The sequence below is a fragment of the Paraburkholderia susongensis genome (assembly GCF_900177725.1).
Taxonomy (GTDB): Bacteria; Pseudomonadota; Gammaproteobacteria; order Burkholderiales; family Burkholderiaceae; genus Paraburkholderia; species Paraburkholderia susongensis.
The window spans coordinates 784531-800500 of sequence record NZ_FXAT01000001.1; the positions used below are offsets into that span (position 1 = coordinate 784531).

Below are 15970 nucleotides of genomic sequence, written 5' to 3' on the forward strand. Positions count from 1 at the left end.
CGCAGGCAAAAACAACGCAAAGGAGGTGCCGCGTGATCCTGACCGTGCTTCATCTTGCGGGCGGCGTGGCGTTGCTCACATGGGGCCTGCACATGGTCGAGTCGGGGCTGATGCGCGCGTTCGGCGCGTCGCTCAAGCGCTTCATGGCGCGCAGCCTCGGCAACCGGTTCAACGCGTTCTGCGCGGGGCTCGCCATCACCGGCGCGCTGCAAAGCAGCACGGCAACGGGCATGATCGCGTCGTCGTTCGCGGCGCGCGGGCTGATGCGGCCCGTCACGGGGCTCGCCGTGATGCTGGGTGCGAACGTGGGCTCGACGCTCATCGTGCAGGCTTTCTCGCTCGACCTGAGCTGGATCTCGCCCGCCTGCCTGCTGGTGGGCATGGCCCTGTTCGAGAAGGGCAAGGGCTCGCGCAACCGCGACATCGGCCGCGCCTCGATCGGCCTCGGCCTGATGCTGCTCGCGCTCACGCTGCTCGTCTCGACGGTGCAGCCCGCCGAGACCGCGCCCGCGCTGCGCACGGTGCTCGGCGCGCTGGCCGGCGAGCCCGTGCTCAACGCCGCGCTCGCGTGCCTGCTCACGTGGGCCGCGCATTCGAGCATCCCCGTCGTGCTGTTCGTGATGTCGCTCGCGAACCTCCACACGGTGCCGATGGACAGCGCGCTCGCGATGGTGCTCGGCGCCAACGTGGGCAGCGCGCTCAACCCGTATTTCGAGGCCGCGAAAGGCGACGACCGCAGCCGCCGCAGACTGCCGGCCGGCAACCTGCTGCTGCGCGGCGGCGTGTGCGTCCTGATGCTCGGCCTGTGCTCGCCGCTCGCGCGGCTGCTGGACGGCCTGCCCGGCGACGCGAGCCGCACCATCGCCAATTTCCACACCGGCCTGAACGTGGCGATCGCGGTGCTGTTCATCGGCCTGCTCGATCCGGTGGCGCGGCTGCTCGAACGGCTGCTGCCCGCGCCGGGCGCCGGCGACGATTCCGACGCGCCGCGCTATCTCGACGAAGCCGCTCTGGAGACACCCTCGCAGGCGCTCGCCTGCGCGGCGCGCGAAGTGATCCGGATGAGCGAGATCGTGGAAGCGATGCTGCGCGCGAGCGTGCCCGTGCTGCTCGCCAACGACCGCCGCGCCGTGAGCGAGATCGCGGACCGCGACGATGCCGTGGACATGCTGCACGACGCGATCAAGCACTATGTCACCGAGGTGACCCGCGTACCGCTCGGCGAGGAAGACCGGCGCTGGGCCTCGGCGATCATGACGGCGGTGATCAACCTCGAGCATATCGGCGACATCATCGACAAGAACCTGCTGGAAATCGCGCAGAAAAAGATCAAGGCGCAACTGAGCTTTTCGCCCGAAGGCGCCGAGGAGTTGCGCACGCTGCACCGCTCGGTGACCGACAGCTTCCACCGCGCCCAGGCGCTGCTCGTCTCGGGCCGCACGCAGACCGCCGCGCTGCTCATCGCCGACAAGCAGTCGCTGCGGCGTCTCGAGCGCGCGGCGCGCGACCGCCACCTCGAGCGGTTACGCGAGGGGCAGCCCGACAGCATCGCCTCGAGCTCGCTGCATCTCGACGTGCTGCGCGACCTCGTGCGCATCCAGTCGCACATCTGCGCGCTCGCGTATCCGCTGCTCGAACGCGAGAAAGCGCAGGCGGAAATAGCGGAAAACGGGCAAGCGCAGATGAGCGACACGCCGTGCGAAGGTTCGTGATGGACCCGCAGGCGGGCAACTTTTCGTTCAGCGCCCGAACTTCATCAGGCGTTGGGGGTCTCGTGCGTACGTTGCCCGCCACCAGTTCATAGCCGCCGCGCGCGGCGTCGGCGTCCCCGATCGCGCGCACTCGCGTATCTGCGCGTATCTCCGTATCTCCGTGTATCGCCCCCTCCTCGCGCATACACTCGACTCAAGGCACTCGCCTTGCACCCCTCAGTCACGCATGCGACAGTGCTCACGAACAGCACGCGCCTCGCGAGCCCACGCGAGCGCGCCATCCACGAACAAGGAGACACTCATGGACCTGATCCTCTGGCGTCACGCCGAAGCCGAAGACTTCGCCTCCAGCGATCTCGCCCGCGCGCTCACGACGCGCGGCCGCAAGCAGGCGCAAAGCGTCGCCAAATGGTTGCGCGCCCGTCTGCCCGAGGACGCCGTGGTGCTCGCGAGCCCCGCGGTGCGCACCATCCAGACCGCCGAGACCCTGAGCGACCAGTACCGCGTGGTGCGCGAACTCGCGCCGAATGCGAGCACCGGCGACGTGCTCGAAGCAGCCGGCTGGCCCGAGGGCGTGGCACAGACTGTTGTTATCGTCGGACACCAGCCGACGCTTGGGGCTGTCGCCGCACACTTGCTCGGCGACAGCCAGGCCAGCTGGCCGCTCAAAAAAGCCGGCGTGTGGTGGATTGCGAGCCGCGAGCGCGACGGCGAGGCGCAGGCGGTGTTGCGCGCCGCCATCAGCCCTGATCTGATCTAACCCGCTTATCTGATCCAACCCGCTTTCCGGGCGCACGCTCCCGGCTTTCCAAGCGCGTACGCGAGACTTACGGGCAGTCATCCAATCGTCATCGGTTTGCCATGCAAGCGTCACCAGGCGTTACTACATTGGCGAAAAAAGAAATTCACACTCTTTTCGACCAGGACCGCCCATGCGAGAACTGCCGACGCCCACCCTGCCCTTCGCCTCGCTACTCGAGTCGCGCCGTCTGCCGCGCGCCGAGGAAACGGTCACCGCGCAACATCGACTGCAGGTTTCATGGGCGCGCACCGACGAGGAATTACGCGAAGCGCAACGCCTGCGCTACCGCGTGTTCGCCGACGAAATGGGCGCGCGCCTCACCGGCCCCACGGGCCTCGATGTCGATGCATTCGATTCGTACTGCGATCATTTGCTGGTGCGCGATCTCGACACGCTGAAAGTAGTCGGCACGTATCGCGCGTTGCCGCCGCATCAGGCCGCGCGCATCGGACGTTTGTACGCGGAGAGCGAGTTCGACGTGTCGCGCCTCACGCACCTGCGCGCGAAGATGGTCGAGGTGGGCCGCTCGTGCGTGCATCCCGACTATCGCAGCGGCTCGGTCATCATGTCGCTGTGGGCGGGCCTCGCCGCGTACATGAAGCACAACGGCTACGAGACGATGCTCGGCTGCGCGAGCGTCGCGATGGTCGACGGCGGACACTATGCGGCGAACCTCTATTGCTCGCTGCGCGAGAACGCGCTGACCGCGCCGGAATATCGCGCGTTCCCGCATACGCCGCTGCCGGTCGACGACTTGCAGACGGGCGCCGCCGTCGCTCCGCCGCCGCTCGTCAAGGGTTATCTGCGGCTTGGCGCGAAGATTTGCGGCGCGCCGGCATGGGATCCCGACTTCAATACCGCGGACTTCCTGACGCTGTTCCGTCTGTCCGACATCAATGCGCGTTATGCCCGTCACTTCCTCGGCGATGCGCTGCCGCGTTGAAGTGAGTGGGAAGGGCCGTCGCTGACAGGCGGTGAGAAACAGACGCCGAAAAGCGGAAAAGCCCGGCAAAACGCCGGGCTTTTCCATTCATATACCGCGCAAGCCGAAGCACGCATTCGACGCGCGTGCCGATCGGGCGCGCGTTAATCCTCCGTATAGACCACACGGTACGGAATGCCGACCTTCTCCCATTCCGCCGCTTCCTGGATCAAGCTGTAGTCGGTCAGCGGATTGTTGACCACCCACCCGTTCGGCAAACGCACCTCGTAGCCGCCGTTGACCTGCGCAACCGAGATCCACGGCAAGCCGACATCGGCACGCCGCCGGCACAGCAGCGCCGCGAGCCGCAGGCAGAACAACAGCGGCCATTCGACGTCGCGCGTCTGCGACAGCTTGCCGAGCTTGCCCGCATGACCGACCACGAGCGCGGCGACGCGCGCCTGATCGGTGCGCGAGAAACCCGGCATGTCGGCGTTGCTGGCGATATAGGCCGAATGCTTGTGATAGGCGCTGTGCGAAATGGACAGCCCGATCTCGTGCAGCGAAGCCGCCCAGCCGATGAACATGCGGTTTTCCGCGCGGCGCTCCTCGTCGGGTTCGGTGAACTGGTCGTAGAAGCTCATCGACAGATCGCTGATACGCCCCGCCTGCGCGCGATCGACGCCATAGCGGCGCATGAAGCCTTCCACCGTGACCGTGCGCATGTCTTCGTGCTGCGAGCGGCCGAGCAGGTCGTACATGACGCCGAGGCGCAGCGCGCCGTCGGTGGTATCGACATAGTCGACGCCCAGTTCGTCGAACACCGCGATCATGATCGACAGGCCGCCCGCGAGCACCGGCACGCGGTCGCTCTTGAGCGACACGAGCTTCAGGCGATTGACGTTCTCGGCCTTGATCAGCGCGCGCTTGAGCCGCTCGAGGCCGCCGCGCGAAATGCCGTGCGTGACGCCCGCATCGTTGAAGCTGTTTGCCTCGACGAGCTCGGCAAGCGCGCGCGCCGTGCCCGACGAGCCGATTGCCTGCTCCCAGCCGGTTTTCTTGTACTCGGCGGAAATGATCTGGATTTCGCGGCGCGCGGCGAGTTCGGCCTGGCGCATCGTGTATTCGTCGACGTTGCCGGCCGGGAAAAACGCGCGGCTATGACTCACGCAGCCGATATACAGGCTTTCCATCTTGATCGGCGTGTAGTGCGAGCCGATGATGAATTCCGTCGAGCCGCCGCCGATGTCGACGACGAGGCGCTTGCCCGCGCTCGCCGGCACCGAGTGCGCCGCGCCCGCGTAAATCAGGCGCGCTTCCTCGCGCCCCGCGATCACTTCGATCGGAAAACCGAGCGCGGCCTGCGCCTCGCCCAGAAATTCGCCCGCGTTCTTCGCGATGCGCAGCGTATTGGTCGCGACCGCGCGCACGTGGTCGGGATGGAAGTCGCGCAGACGCTCGCCGAAACGCTTCAGCGCGTCCCAGCCACGCACCTGCGAGGCGCGGTCGAGCATCTTGTCGCGCGACAGGCCGGCGGCAAGGCGCACCGGCTCGCGCAATGCGTCGACCTGATAGATCTGGCTGCCCGCGTCGGTTTCCTCGACCCGGCCCACGATGAGCCGGAAGCTGTTCGAACCGAGATCGACGGCGGCGAGGAGTTGAGGGGTATTGGCCATCGGGTAAGCGGACTCCATGCGCGCAAGCGCGGCGGCAGCTACGGCGGCAGGCGCGGAGGCCGGCAGCGCCGCGCGCTGGCCCGGTGCCTTCGGCGCGTGCTGCGCATCGCGGCCGGCCGCACTGTTCAAAGACGCCATTTTAAGCGTACCGGGCCTCACAATGTCACCTCGCAGCGCTGGGAGACCCCTATCGTCGCATAAGCAGTGCGTCATATTGACGACAGGCGACGATTGCGGCGTAAAATCGTGAAAAGATAGCAGATGTCATAAGGGCGTCATCAAACTGTGAGAATTTCCGAGCGTCTTTCCGTCTCCATTCCAGACATTCCAATCTCGCTGCCGATGTCCATCCGCTATCCCTTATTGAATCGCGAACTGGGCATTCTGGGTTTCAACGAGCGTGTGTTGGCACAAGCCGCCGACCCAGCCGTCCCCTTGCTCGAACGCCTACGCTTCATCTGCATCACCAGCAGCAACCTCGACGAATTCTTCGAAGTCCGCATGGCCGGACTCCAGGAGCAGATGCGCGACAACCCCGGCGCCCTGTCGCCCGACGGCATGTCGCTGCTGCACGTGTACGACCTCGTGGTCGAGCGTGCGCAGAAACTCGTGCATCGCCAGTACACGATGCTGCACGACACGGTGCTCACCGCGCTCGAACAGGAAGGCATCTATTTCCACGGCACCGAAGCGTGGAGCGACGCGCAGACCGAATGGGCGCGCAACTACTTCTTCGACGAACTGCTGCCGGTGCTCACGCCGATCGGCCTCGACCCCGCGCATCCGTTTCCGCGCGTGCTCAACAAGAGCCTGAACTTCGTCGTCGAACTCGAAGGCAAGGACGCGTTCGGCCGTCAGGCGATGATGGGCATCGTCCAGGCGCCGCGCGCGCTGCCGCGGCTCGTGCGCATGCCGCAGGAACTGTCGGGTTATTCGCATGGCTTCGTGCTGCTCAGCTCGCTGTTGCAGCACTTTGTCGGCGAGCTGTTTCCGAGTCTGGTGGTGCGTAGCTGCAACCAGTTTCGCATCACGCGCAACAGCGAACTCTTCGTTGACGAAGACGAAATCACCAATCTGCGCGTCGCCTTGCAGGGCGAACTGCCGGCGCGGCATCTCGGCAATGCGGTGCGGCTCGAGGTGTCGGCGGAAACGCCCGCGCACGTGGTGCGGCGCCTGCTCGACGAAAGCGGTCTCTCGAACAAGGACTGCTATTACGTGGACGGCCCCGTCAATCTCGTGCGGCTCATGCAGCTGCCCGAGATGGTCGACCGGCCCGATCTGAAGTTCGTGCCGCATATCCCGTCCACGCCCACGCAGATCGCCAACAGCGCGAGCATGTTCGACGTGATCGATCAGGGCGACGTGCTGCTGCATCATCCGTACGAGAGCTTCCAGCCGGTGCTCGAGCTGCTGCTGCAGGCCGCCAAGGACCCGAACGTGGTCGCGATCAAGCAGACCATCTACCGCACCGGCACCGACTCGCCGCTCATGGACGCGCTCATGCAGGCCGCGCGCAACGGCAAGGAAGTCACCGTGGTGGTCGAGCTGCTGGCGCGCTTCGACGAGGAAACCAACATCAACTGGGCCTCGCAGCTCGAAGCGGTCGGCGCACACGTCGTGTATGGCGTGGTGGGCCACAAGTGCCACGCGAAGATGATGCTGATCGTGCGGCGCGTGTCGTCGGGCGGCAAGACGACGTTGAGGCGCTACGTGCACCTGGGCACCGGCAACTATCATCCGCGCACCGCGCGCCTCTATACCGACTTCGGCCTCATGACCGCCGATCAGGATATCTGCGAGGACGTGCACCACGTGTTCCAGCAGCTGACGGGCATCGGCGGCGAACTGAAGCTGCATGAGCTATGGCAATCGCCGTTCACGCTGCACCCGAAGCTCGTCGAGGCGATCCGCAAGGAAGCCGAACATGCGCGCGCCGGCAGGAAGGCGCGCATCGTCGCGAAGATGAACGCGCTGCTCGAACCGACGGTGATCGCCGAGCTGTACGAGGCGTCGCAGGCGGGCGTGAAGATCGATCTGATCGTCCGTGGCGTGTGTTCGTTGCAGCCCGGCGTGCCGGGACTCTCGGAGAACATCACGGTGCGCTCGATCGTCGGGCGCTTTCTCGAGCACCATCGCATCTACTACTTCTACGACGACGGCAAGGAACAGGTCTATCTGTCGAGCGCCGACTGGATGGATCGCAACCTGTTCCGGCGCGTGGAAGTCGCGTTCCCGGTCAATAACCGGCGCCTGAAGCGGCGTGTGATCGCGGAAGGTCTGTCGGCGTTTCTCGGCGACAACCAGTCCGCGTGGCTCATGCAAAGCGACGGGCACTATCGCCGGCGGCGGCCGGGCAAGTCCTCGCGCAATGCGCAGATGAGTCTGCTTGGAAAGTTCTGTTCGTAGATCAGCTTTCCTACCTGCAGCCAGCGAATGGGCAGCAAGTCAGCCATTGTCCGAGGGCGTATCGAGGTGAGCCGTGTCCGCCGGCCCCCATCCCGGGATGCTCAGGTAATAGCGGGTCGAGCGGCCGGCGCCGACCTTGTTCAGCAGCCCCATGTCCTCGAGTTCGATCAGTTCGCGCGACGCTGTGGCGCGCGAGGTGCTGCCGATGCCCTCGTACTTCCTCGTGCTCATCCCCCCTTCGAAACCATTGGGACCGGCATCGAGCAGAAGGTTGACGACTTTGCGCTGCCGAGCCGTAAGTGTCTTGTCCTGATGGTTCATCCAGAAAATGGCCTTGCCGAGCGCGGCGTCTACGGCGCTGGACGCTTCATCCCAGGACACCCGCACCTGTTCCACAAACCACAGAACCCATTCGGTCACGTCCAGCTCGCCACGCTGGGCGCGTTCGAGCTGCTCGTAGTAGTCGCGGCGCTTCTCAAGCAAGCGCTGTGAGGTACGAATCAAGCGGCTAACCTCACCGGTGTCATGCGCGAGGACCAGGTCAATGAGGACTCGACCGATGCGGCCATTCCCGTCTTCAAAGGGATGAATCGTCTCGAACCACAGGTGAGCGAGCGCTGCTTTGACCAGACTGTCGTGCTCGCTCCTCGCGTTGAACCACGCGAGGAACGTCTCCATCTCAGCCGGGACGCGGGCCGATGACGGCGCTTCGTAGTGGACCCGTTCGCGTCCGACGCTCCCGCTCACGATTTGCATCGGCTCTGCATGCCCACGGTAGGCCCCGACAAGAATTTTGGTCATCCCCGAGTAGCCGGTTGGGAAGAGAGCCGCCTGCCAGGCGCACAAGCGCTCATGTGTAAGGGGCGCGTCCCTCTGCCGCACCGCGTCATCCATGATGTCGAGCAGGCCTTCGACATTTCGGGGCGCGTTGGGGCCATCCTGATTCCCAACGCCTAGGCGCCGTGCCACGGACGACCTCACTGCCGTAAGGTCAATGCGTTCGCCCTCGATGGCGGCCGTCGCAACTGCATCCTGGCTCCAGGCCTCGGCGGCGAGTGCGAGGCGCTGTTCGAATCCAAGACCCGCCAGCTTGCCTTCAACGATGCCCTGGGCTCGGTGCGCGCGTGCGAGCTCGCTGCCGACGCGAACAACGTCGTAGTGCATGCCGGGCCAAGTGGGCACTTGCCAGATAAAAGATGGGGCTGGTGACATGGTGCTGGATGAGTGTTGAGGCGATTGCAGGCTCTATTCGCCTCATTTTTTGAGTCGAATATAAGTATAGTCGGCTTTGAGGCGATTGAGCGCTTAATCGACTCAAATTATGAGTTGATATTCATTCGCTCTGCGGACTGAGGAGGAGCAGAAGGACCTGACATGAAGAGGCCCCTGTCAGTCAGCGGCTAACAGAGGCTATTTGAGGGGCTATTTGCAGAATCAGAACCGGCTTCTCAACAGGCTAAGCGATAGGCTTGCTTTTCGGGCGGCTTTTTATTTGCTCGGGCCGGTCGAACTGCTGCGATCGAACTGCTCCGGCCTCCCCCGCAGCCGACCCGCTTCGCTCAAACCTGCGCCGTCTGGCAGCGCGCCGTGCGATACACCGGAAAGCGCACGGTAAACGTGCTGCCGCGCCCTTCTTCGCTCTTCACGTCGAGCTGCGCATCGTGCCGCTGCAGCACGTGCTTGACGATCGCGAGACCGAGCCCCGTGCCGCCGGTGTCGCGCGAGCGGCTGCGGTCGACGCGATAAAAGCGCTCGGTGAGCCGTGGAATATCCGCGGCCGGAATGCCGAGGCCGCTATCTGTAACCGAGAACACCGCGTGGCCGCCCTGCGCATGCCAGCCCACCTTGATCGTGCCGCCGTCCGGCGTGTAGCGGATCGCGTTCGTCACGAGATTGCCCAGTGCGCTGAAAATCTCGGTCTCGACGCCGGTGACGGTGAGTCCTTCGTCGACATCGAAAGCGATGCGGTGATGATCGCTCGAAAGACTCTCCGCGTCGTCGCGCAGATGCCGCAACACCGCGCGCATGTCGATCATGTGATCGCTCGGCGGTTTGTTGTCGCCTTCGAGCTTCGCGAGCACGAGCAGATCGTTGACGATATGGCGCATACGCGCCGCCTGCTGCTCCATCAGCTCGAAATAGCGCGCGCGCTCGGCTTCACCGAGCGGCAGCTCGCGCATCGTTTCGAGAAAACCCGACAGCACGGTAAGCGGCGTTTTCAGCTCATGCGAGACATTGGCGACGAAGTCGCGCCGCATCGCATCGGTACGTTCGAGTTCGGTGATGTCCTGCGACAGCACGAGCTTGCGATTGTCGCCATAAGGAAACACCTGCACCGACAGCACGTTCTGGCGTTTGTCGCCCATGCCGCGCATGATGAGCATTTCCTCGTACCGATGCGAATTCAGATAGCGCACGAAATCCGGATGACGCACCAGATGCGTGATGTGCTGCCGCAGATCGCGCTTCGCATCGAGCCCGAAGTGGCTTTCGGAAATCGCGTTGCACCACTCGATCTGATCGTGGTCGTCGAGCATCGCCACGCCGTTCGGCGACGCCTGGATCGCCTGGATGAAGCGCGAATGCTGCTGCTCGACCTGGCGCACCTGAGCGTGCCAGCGCTTCGCGAGCTTGTGCAGACGGTAGTAGATTTCGCCCCAGATGCCGGGGGCGCTCGGCACTTCGCCGTACACCGGCGCATCGAGCAGACGCCACAGGCGCTGCTTGTGGAATGTACCGAAGATACTCTGCGCGAGCAGCATGACGACCGCGAGGGCGAGTCCTGCCTTGACGTTCACCAGTGCGCCGACCACCACGCACAGAACAGCCAGCAGCACGACCGACACGATGGAGCGCGCCCAGATGATGTTCATGGTCTAGCGATCGAAGAGAAAAAACAGCGCAGGAGGGAGAGGACGACGCGGTGTGCCGCCCACGGCTTTCAGGCGCTCTTCGCCAACCTGTAGCCGCTACCGCGTACCGTCTCAATCATAGCATCGCACCCGGCCGGCTTGAGTGCCGCGCGCAAGCGCTTGATGTGCACGTCCACCGTGCGTTCCTCGACGAACACGTGGTCGCCCCACACCTGATCGAGCAGTTGCGTGCGGCTGTGCACGCGCTCCGGGTGCGTCATGAAGAAGTGCAGCAGACGGAATTCGGTCGGGCCGAGATCGAGCTTGATCTCGCTGCCCTCCGCGTGCGCGGCGACGCGATGCGTGGCCGGGTCGAGCTTCAGGCCGTTGATCGCGACCACGTCTTCGGTCAGTTGCGGCGCGCGGCGGCGCAGCACCGCCTTGATGCGCGCCATCAGCTCCTTCGGCGAGAACGGCTTCGTTACGTAGTCGTCGGCGCCGATCTCGAGGCCGAGCACCTTGTCCTGCTCATCGCCGCGCGCGGTCAGCATGATGATCGGAATGTGCTTCGTGCGCTCGTTGTTGCGCAGATCACGCGCGAACGAAATGCCCGATTTACCCGGCAACATCCAGTCGAGCAGGACGAGGTCGGGCAGCACGTCGCTGATCAGGTTCTGCGCCTGCTCTGCGTTGTACGCGCGAATCGGGCAGTGTCCGGCGTGTTGAAGATTGACCGAAATCAGTTCGGAAATGGCGGGCTCATCTTCAATGACGAGAATGCTGCTGGGCATCGGCACCTCTGTTCCTTATCTCTGGATTAGCTGAGCGCTTCGCGTTCGAGCGCGTCGCGCGACTGGTGCCGCACGTCGGTGCCCTTCACGATGTAAATGATGAATTCGGCGATGTTTTTCGCGTGGTCGCCGATCCGCTCGATCGCCTTGGCGATGAACAGGAAGTCGAGACCCACCGAAATCGACCGCGGATCTTCGGTCATATACGAAATCAGCTTGCGCACGAAAGCGCGGAATTCCTCGTCGATCGCCTTGTCGTCGCGCACGATCTGCGCGGCCGCAACCGTGTCGAGGCGCGCGAACGCGTCGAGCGCGCGGCGCAGGATCGTCACGGCCATCTCACCCGAGAGCTTGATCTCGGCGATGTTGATCGTGCGCGATGCGCCGTCTTCCATGAGGCGCTTGGTGCGCTTCGCGATCTTCTCGGCTTCGTCGCCGGCGCGTTCGAGGTTCGTGATGGTCTTCGAGATCGCAATCAGCAGACGCAGGTCGCGCGCGGCCGGCTGACGGCGCGCGATGATGTTGCTGCATTCCTCGTCGATCTCGACTTCCATCCTGTTCAGACGTTCTTCGGCCGCGATCACCTGCTCGGCGATGTTGAGGTCGAATTCGTTGAGCGCCTGCATCGCGTTGACGATCTGCGATTCGACGAGGCCGCCCATTTCGAGCACCTTCGACGAAACCAGATTCAGGTCGGCGTCGAACTGGCTGGACAGATGTTTATCGGACATGTCGTACTCCGTTGTATTGCCCGGCGGATCAGCCGAAGCGGCCAGTGATGTAGTCCTCGGTTTCCTTGCGGACCGGTTTGATGAAGATCTTTTCGGTGTCGCCGAATTCGATCAGTTCACCGAGGTACATATAGGCAGTGTAGTCCGAACAGCGGGCCGCCTGCTGCATGTTGTGCGTGACGATCACGACCGTGTAGTCGCTCTTCAGCTCGGCGATCAGTTCCTCGATGCGGCCCGTGGAGATCGGGTCGAGCGCCGAGCACGGCTCGTCGAGCAGCAGCACTTCAGGACGGATCGCGATGCCGCGCGCGATGCACAGGCGCTGCTGCTGGCCGCCCGACAAACCATAGCCGCTCTGGCCGAGCTTGTCCTTCACTTCGTTCCACAGCGCCGCCTTCGTGAGCGCCCATTCGACGCGGTCGTCCATTTCCGAGCGCGACAGCGATTCGAACATCTTCACGCCGAACGCGATGTTGTCGTAGATCGACATCGGAAACGGCGTCGGCTTCTGGAACACCATGCCGATGCGCGCGCGCAAAAGCGAAATATCGCGGCGCGTGGTCAGCAGGTTCTCGCCGTCCATGAGGATCTCGCCCTCGGCGCGCTGCTCCGGATAGAGCGCGTACATCTTGTTGAACGTGCGCAGCAGCGTGGACTTGCCGCAACCCGACGGGCCGATGAACGCGGTCACCTTGCCTTCGGGAATCGCCAGATTGATGTTCTTCAGCGCGTGATACTTGCCGTAGAAGAAGTTCAGGTCGTTGACCTCGATCTTCGGACGCGCCGGCACCTGGGCCTGGCCGCTTTGCGCGGGATCGGAACCGGCCGGCGCAGCGACGCGCTCGACGGTATTGAGTTGAGTTTCTGCCATATTCATCGGATTACACTCCGCCCTTACTTGTTCGAGAAGATCGTGCGCGCGAGGATATTCAGTCCCAGCACCGCGAGCGTGATCAGGAAGACGCCGGCCCACGCGAGCGATTGCCACTGCGCGAACGGGCTCATCGCAAACTTGTAGATCGTGACCGGCAGGTTCGCGATCGGCTGGCCGAGGTCGAGCGAGAAGAACTGGTTCGACAGCGCGGTGAAGAGCAGCGGCGCGGTTTCGCCGGCAATCCGCGCGACGCCGAGCAGCACGCCGGTCACGATGCCCGCGATCGACGCCTTCAACGTAATCGACAGCACCATCTTCCACTTCGGCGTGCCAAGCGCGAAGGCCGCCTCGCGCATCGCGTTCGGCACGAGCTTGAGCATGTTTTCCGTGGTGCGGATCACGATCGGAATCTGCAGCAGCGCGAGCGAAAACACACCGGCCCAGCCGCTGAAGTGCCCCATCTTCGCCACCACGAGCGCGTACGCGAAGAGGCCGATCACGATGGACGGCGCGGACAGCAGGATGTCGTTGATGAAGCGCGTGAGGCTCGCAAGCCAGCCCTTCTGGCCGTATTCGGCGAGATAGACGCCCGCCATGATGCCGATCGGCGTGCCGACGAAGGTCGCGAGCGCCACCAGCATCAGGCTGCCGACGATCGCGTTGGCAAGCCCGCCGCCGTCGGTGTTCGGCGGCGGCGTCGACTGCGTGAACAACTCGACCGACAGACCGCCGATACCGAGACGCAACGTCGTATAGAGAATCCACACGAGCCACAGCAGACCGAACGCCATCGCGGCGAGCGAAAGCGTCAGCGCGATCGCGTTCGTCAAACGGCGGCGCCGTTGCAGACGCGTGCGCATCGCTTCGAGCGTCGCCGCGTCCTTCAGGCCCGGCATGTTCAGAGAGGACTCGCTCATTTCGCGCCCTCCCCTTTTTCGAGGCGAAGCAGCATGATCTTCGAAATCGACAGCACGATGAATGTAATCACGAACAGGATCAGGCCGAGTTCCATCAGCGCCGACGTATGCAGGCCCGGGTCCGCTTCCGCGAACTCGTTGGCGAGCGCCGACGTGATGCTGTTGCCCGGCGAAAACAGCGAAATGTTGTCGAGCAGATTGGTGTTGCCGATCACGAACGTGACCGCCATCGTCTCGCCGAGCGCGCGGCCGAGGCCGAGCATCACGCCGCCGATCACGCCGGTCTTCGTGAACGGCAGCACGATCCTCCACATCACTTCCCACGTCGTGCAGCCGATGCCGTACGCCGATTCCTTGAGCAGCACCGGCGTGACTTCGAACACGTCGCGCATCACCGAGGCGATGTACGGAATGATCATGATCGCGAGAATCACGCCCGCGCACAGAATGCCGATGCCGATCGGCGCCCCCGCGAACAGCGCGCCGACGATCGGAATGCCGCCGAGCACCGCGCCGAGCGGTCTCTGGAACCACTGCGCGAAGATCGGCGCGAACACGAGCAGACCCCACATGCCGTACACGATCGACGGAATCGCGGCGAGCAGCTCGATAGCGATGCCGAGCGGCCGGCGCAGCCAGGCGGGTGAGAGTTCGGTCAGAAAGAGCGCGATGCCGAAGCTGACCGGCACCGCGATGATGAGAGCGATGAGCGAGGTGGCGATGGTGCCGTAGATCGGCACGAGCGCGCCGAACTGCTTGCTGGGCGGATCCCAGACCGCCGTCCACAGAAACGCGAGACCAAACTCGCGGATCGACGGCATCGAGGAGATGATGAGCGAGACGATGATGCCGCCGAGCAGCAGCAGCGTGACGATGGCGGCAAGGCGAACGAGGCCGCCGAAGATCACGTCACCGGAGCGGCCAGGCGCTTTCTGCTGCGACGCGCTGCCAGGCGGGGTGGCCCGGCTTGCACCGGACGCTAGATGAATATCGGACATGAGAGTCTGATGGACCTGTTGACCTGTTCCAGTTACCGGGCCGCCCGTGCTGCGCGGCCGGTGATGCGGCAGCGGATGCCGGTTCAATGCATTGGCCGTCCTCTCGCGAGGACGGCCAATTTGCGGCCCTGGCACGGCGGCGGACTGCCGCTATGCCAGGTGACGCCATGCTTCGCTCAATCGGCGATCGGCTTACCCGATGCGTCCTTGATCTTCTGCTTCCACTGCGTGCGGATTTCCGACACCACCGACTCCGGCAGCGAGATGTAGTCGAGGTCGTTCGCAGCCTGAGCGCCATTCTTGAACGCCCAGTCGAAGAACTTCAGCGTCTCGGTGCCTTGCGCCGGCTTGTCCTGCGCCGTGTGCAGCAGCACGAACGTCGCGCCGACGATCGGCCATGCGTTCTTGCCCGGCTCGTTCGTCAGGATCTGGTAGAACGACTTCGACCAGTCCGCGCCAGCCGCTGCCGCCTTGAACGTTTCCGTTTGCGGCTGAACCACAGCGCCGGATTCGTTCTTCATCGCGACGTAGTTCATGTGGTTCTGCTTCGCGTACGCCCATTCGACATAGCCGATCGAGCCCGGCAGACGCTGCACGAACGCCGCGACGCCGTCGTTGCCCTTGCCGCCCGTGCCGGTCGGCCAGTTGACCGTCGAACCTTCACCGACCTTCGCCTTCCATTCCGGGTTGACCTTCGACAGGTAGTTCGTCCAGATGAAGCTGGTGCCCGAACCATCGGCGCGGCGCACCACGGCGATGTCCAGATCCGGCAGCTTGACCTTCGGGTTCAGCGCCGCGATCGCCGGATCGTTCCACTTCTTGATCTTGCCCAGGTAGATGTCGCCGAGCACTTCACCCGACAGGACCAGTTCACCCGGCTTCACGCCCGGCACGTTGACTGCCGGCACCACGCCACCGACCACCGTCGGGAACTGGAACAGGCCTTCCTTGGCGAGTTCGTCGTCCTTCAGCGGAGCGTCCGAGCCGGCGAAATCGACGGTCTTCGCGACGATCTGCTTCACGCCGCCCGACGAACCGATACCTTGATAGTTAACCTTGCCGCCGCCGGACTTCTGATAAGCGTCGGCCCACTTCGTGTAAATCGGTGCTGCGAACGTGCTGCCCGCGCCGGTAATGTCTGCGGCTTGCGCTGCGATTGCGAAGACCGCGCCAGCGACGCCAGCGAACACGGTTTGCATCAATTTCATGAGACCTCCAAGCGAGTGTAAGCGTGTGTGTGGTGTGAGCGTGAAACACGAACACCGCGAAGCTTAGGGTCTCTTTATGAC

Annotated in this window: 13 protein-coding genes; 4 read left to right on the forward strand and 9 right to left on the reverse strand. The window is 64.0% G+C overall.

Annotation, left to right across the window (positions count from 1 at the left end; genetic code table 11):
• Positions 1–32: 32 nt before the first annotated feature.
• The 3 genes from B9Z01_RS03585 to B9Z01_RS03595 all read left to right on the forward strand — a co-directional run bounded on the left by B9Z01_RS03585 (position 33) and on the right by B9Z01_RS03595 (position 3457).
• Positions 33–1712, forward strand: coding sequence for a Na/Pi cotransporter family protein (locus tag B9Z01_RS03585; protein WP_085480859.1), 1680 nt, complete (start codon positions 33–35; stop codon positions 1710–1712).
• A gap of 301 nt (positions 1713–2013) precedes the next feature.
• Positions 2014–2472, forward strand: coding sequence for a phosphohistidine phosphatase SixA (gene sixA, locus B9Z01_RS03590; RefSeq protein ID WP_085480860.1), 459 nt, complete (start codon positions 2014–2016; stop codon positions 2470–2472).
• A gap of 172 nt (positions 2473–2644) precedes the next feature.
• Positions 2645–3457 carry a GNAT family N-acetyltransferase gene (locus tag B9Z01_RS03595; protein WP_085480861.1) on the forward strand — a complete coding sequence of 271 codons (813 nt, stop codon included), beginning with the start codon at positions 2645–2647 and terminating at the stop codon, positions 3455–3457.
• Between the two features lie 143 nt (positions 3458–3600).
• Here B9Z01_RS03595 and ppx read toward each other — a convergent pair whose 3' ends face one another.
• Positions 3601–5250, reverse strand: coding sequence for an exopolyphosphatase (gene ppx, locus B9Z01_RS03600; protein WP_085480862.1), 1650 nt, complete (start codon positions 5248–5250; stop codon positions 3601–3603).
• Positions 5251–5454: 204 nt separating this feature from the next.
• Here ppx and ppk1 point away from each other — a divergent pair, with 204 nt between their 5' ends.
• A complete protein-coding gene (ppk1, locus tag B9Z01_RS03605; protein ID WP_085480863.1) occupies positions 5455–7518 on the forward strand; it encodes a polyphosphate kinase 1 in 2064 nt (687 codons plus the stop codon).
• 39 nt (positions 7519–7557) lie between these two features.
• Here ppk1 and B9Z01_RS03610 read toward each other — a convergent pair whose 3' ends face one another.
• The 8 genes from B9Z01_RS03610 to pstS all read right to left on the reverse strand — a co-directional run bounded on the left by B9Z01_RS03610 (position 7558) and on the right by pstS (position 15889).
• A complete protein-coding gene (locus B9Z01_RS03610; protein ID WP_085480864.1) occupies positions 7558–8730 on the reverse strand; it encodes a Fic family protein in 1173 nt (390 codons plus the stop codon).
• A gap of 347 nt (positions 8731–9077) precedes the next feature.
• Positions 9078–10391, reverse strand: coding sequence for a phosphate regulon sensor histidine kinase PhoR (gene phoR, locus B9Z01_RS03615; protein WP_085480865.1), 1314 nt, complete (start codon positions 10389–10391; stop codon positions 9078–9080).
• A 68-nt stretch (positions 10392–10459) separates the two neighbouring features.
• Positions 10460–11161, reverse strand: a complete 702-nt coding sequence (gene phoB, locus B9Z01_RS03620; RefSeq protein ID WP_085480866.1) for a phosphate regulon transcriptional regulator PhoB — start codon at positions 11159–11161, stop codon at positions 10460–10462.
• Between the two features lie 26 nt (positions 11162–11187).
• Positions 11188–11892, reverse strand: a complete 705-nt coding sequence (phoU, locus tag B9Z01_RS03625) for a phosphate signaling complex protein PhoU (protein WP_085480867.1) — start codon at positions 11890–11892, stop codon at positions 11188–11190.
• A gap of 28 nt (positions 11893–11920) precedes the next feature.
• Positions 11921–12769, reverse strand: coding sequence for a phosphate ABC transporter ATP-binding protein PstB (gene pstB, locus B9Z01_RS03630; protein WP_085480868.1), 849 nt, complete (start codon positions 12767–12769; stop codon positions 11921–11923).
• Positions 12770–12786: 17 nt separating this feature from the next.
• A complete protein-coding gene (gene pstA, locus B9Z01_RS03635; protein WP_085480869.1) occupies positions 12787–13683 on the reverse strand; it encodes a phosphate ABC transporter permease PstA in 897 nt (298 codons plus the stop codon).
• Positions 13680–14681 (reverse strand): phosphate ABC transporter permease PstC, encoded by a 1002-nt coding sequence (gene pstC, locus B9Z01_RS03640; protein WP_085480870.1) that lies wholly within the window; start codon positions 14679–14681, stop codon positions 13680–13682. Before pstC ends, pstA begins: the two co-directional genes overlap by 4 nt.
• A gap of 176 nt (positions 14682–14857) precedes the next feature.
• Positions 14858–15889, reverse strand: a complete 1032-nt coding sequence (pstS, locus tag B9Z01_RS03645) for a phosphate ABC transporter substrate-binding protein PstS (protein ID WP_085480871.1) — start codon at positions 15887–15889, stop codon at positions 14858–14860.
• Positions 15890–15970: the final 81 nt, after the last annotated feature.

What these genes read in the sequence shown, in the direction of transcription:
- pstB (WP_085480868.1), bottom strand. Translation starts at nt 12,769, where the DNA reads ATGAATATGGCAGAAACTCAACTCAATACCGTCGAGCGCGTCGCTGCG.
- B9Z01_RS03595 (WP_085480861.1), top strand. Translation starts at nt 2,645, where the DNA reads ATGCGAGAACTGCCGACGCCCACCCTGCCCTTCGCCTCGCTACTCGAG.
- ppx (WP_085480862.1), bottom strand. Translation starts at nt 5,250, where the DNA reads ATGGCGTCTTTGAACAGTGCGGCCGGCCGCGATGCGCAGCACGCGCCG.
- phoR (WP_085480865.1), bottom strand. Translation starts at nt 10,391, where the DNA reads ATGAACATCATCTGGGCGCGCTCCATCGTGTCGGTCGTGCTGCTGGCT.
- pstA (WP_085480869.1), bottom strand. Translation starts at nt 13,683, where the DNA reads ATGAGCGAGTCCTCTCTGAACATGCCGGGCCTGAAGGACGCGGCGACG.
- ppk1 (WP_085480863.1), top strand. Translation starts at nt 5,455, where the DNA reads ATGTCCATCCGCTATCCCTTATTGAATCGCGAACTGGGCATTCTGGGT.
- B9Z01_RS03610 (WP_085480864.1), bottom strand. Translation starts at nt 8,730, where the DNA reads ATGTCACCAGCCCCATCTTTTATCTGGCAAGTGCCCACTTGGCCCGGC.
- pstC (WP_085480870.1), bottom strand. Translation starts at nt 14,681, where the DNA reads ATGTCCGATATTCATCTAGCGTCCGGTGCAAGCCGGGCCACCCCGCCT.
- pstS (WP_085480871.1), bottom strand. Translation starts at nt 15,889, where the DNA reads ATGAAATTGATGCAAACCGTGTTCGCTGGCGTCGCTGGCGCGGTCTTC.
- sixA (WP_085480860.1), top strand. Translation starts at nt 2,014, where the DNA reads ATGGACCTGATCCTCTGGCGTCACGCCGAAGCCGAAGACTTCGCCTCC.
- phoB (WP_085480866.1), bottom strand. Translation starts at nt 11,161, where the DNA reads ATGCCCAGCAGCATTCTCGTCATTGAAGATGAGCCCGCCATTTCCGAA.
- phoU (WP_085480867.1), bottom strand. Translation starts at nt 11,892, where the DNA reads ATGTCCGATAAACATCTGTCCAGCCAGTTCGACGCCGACCTGAATCTG.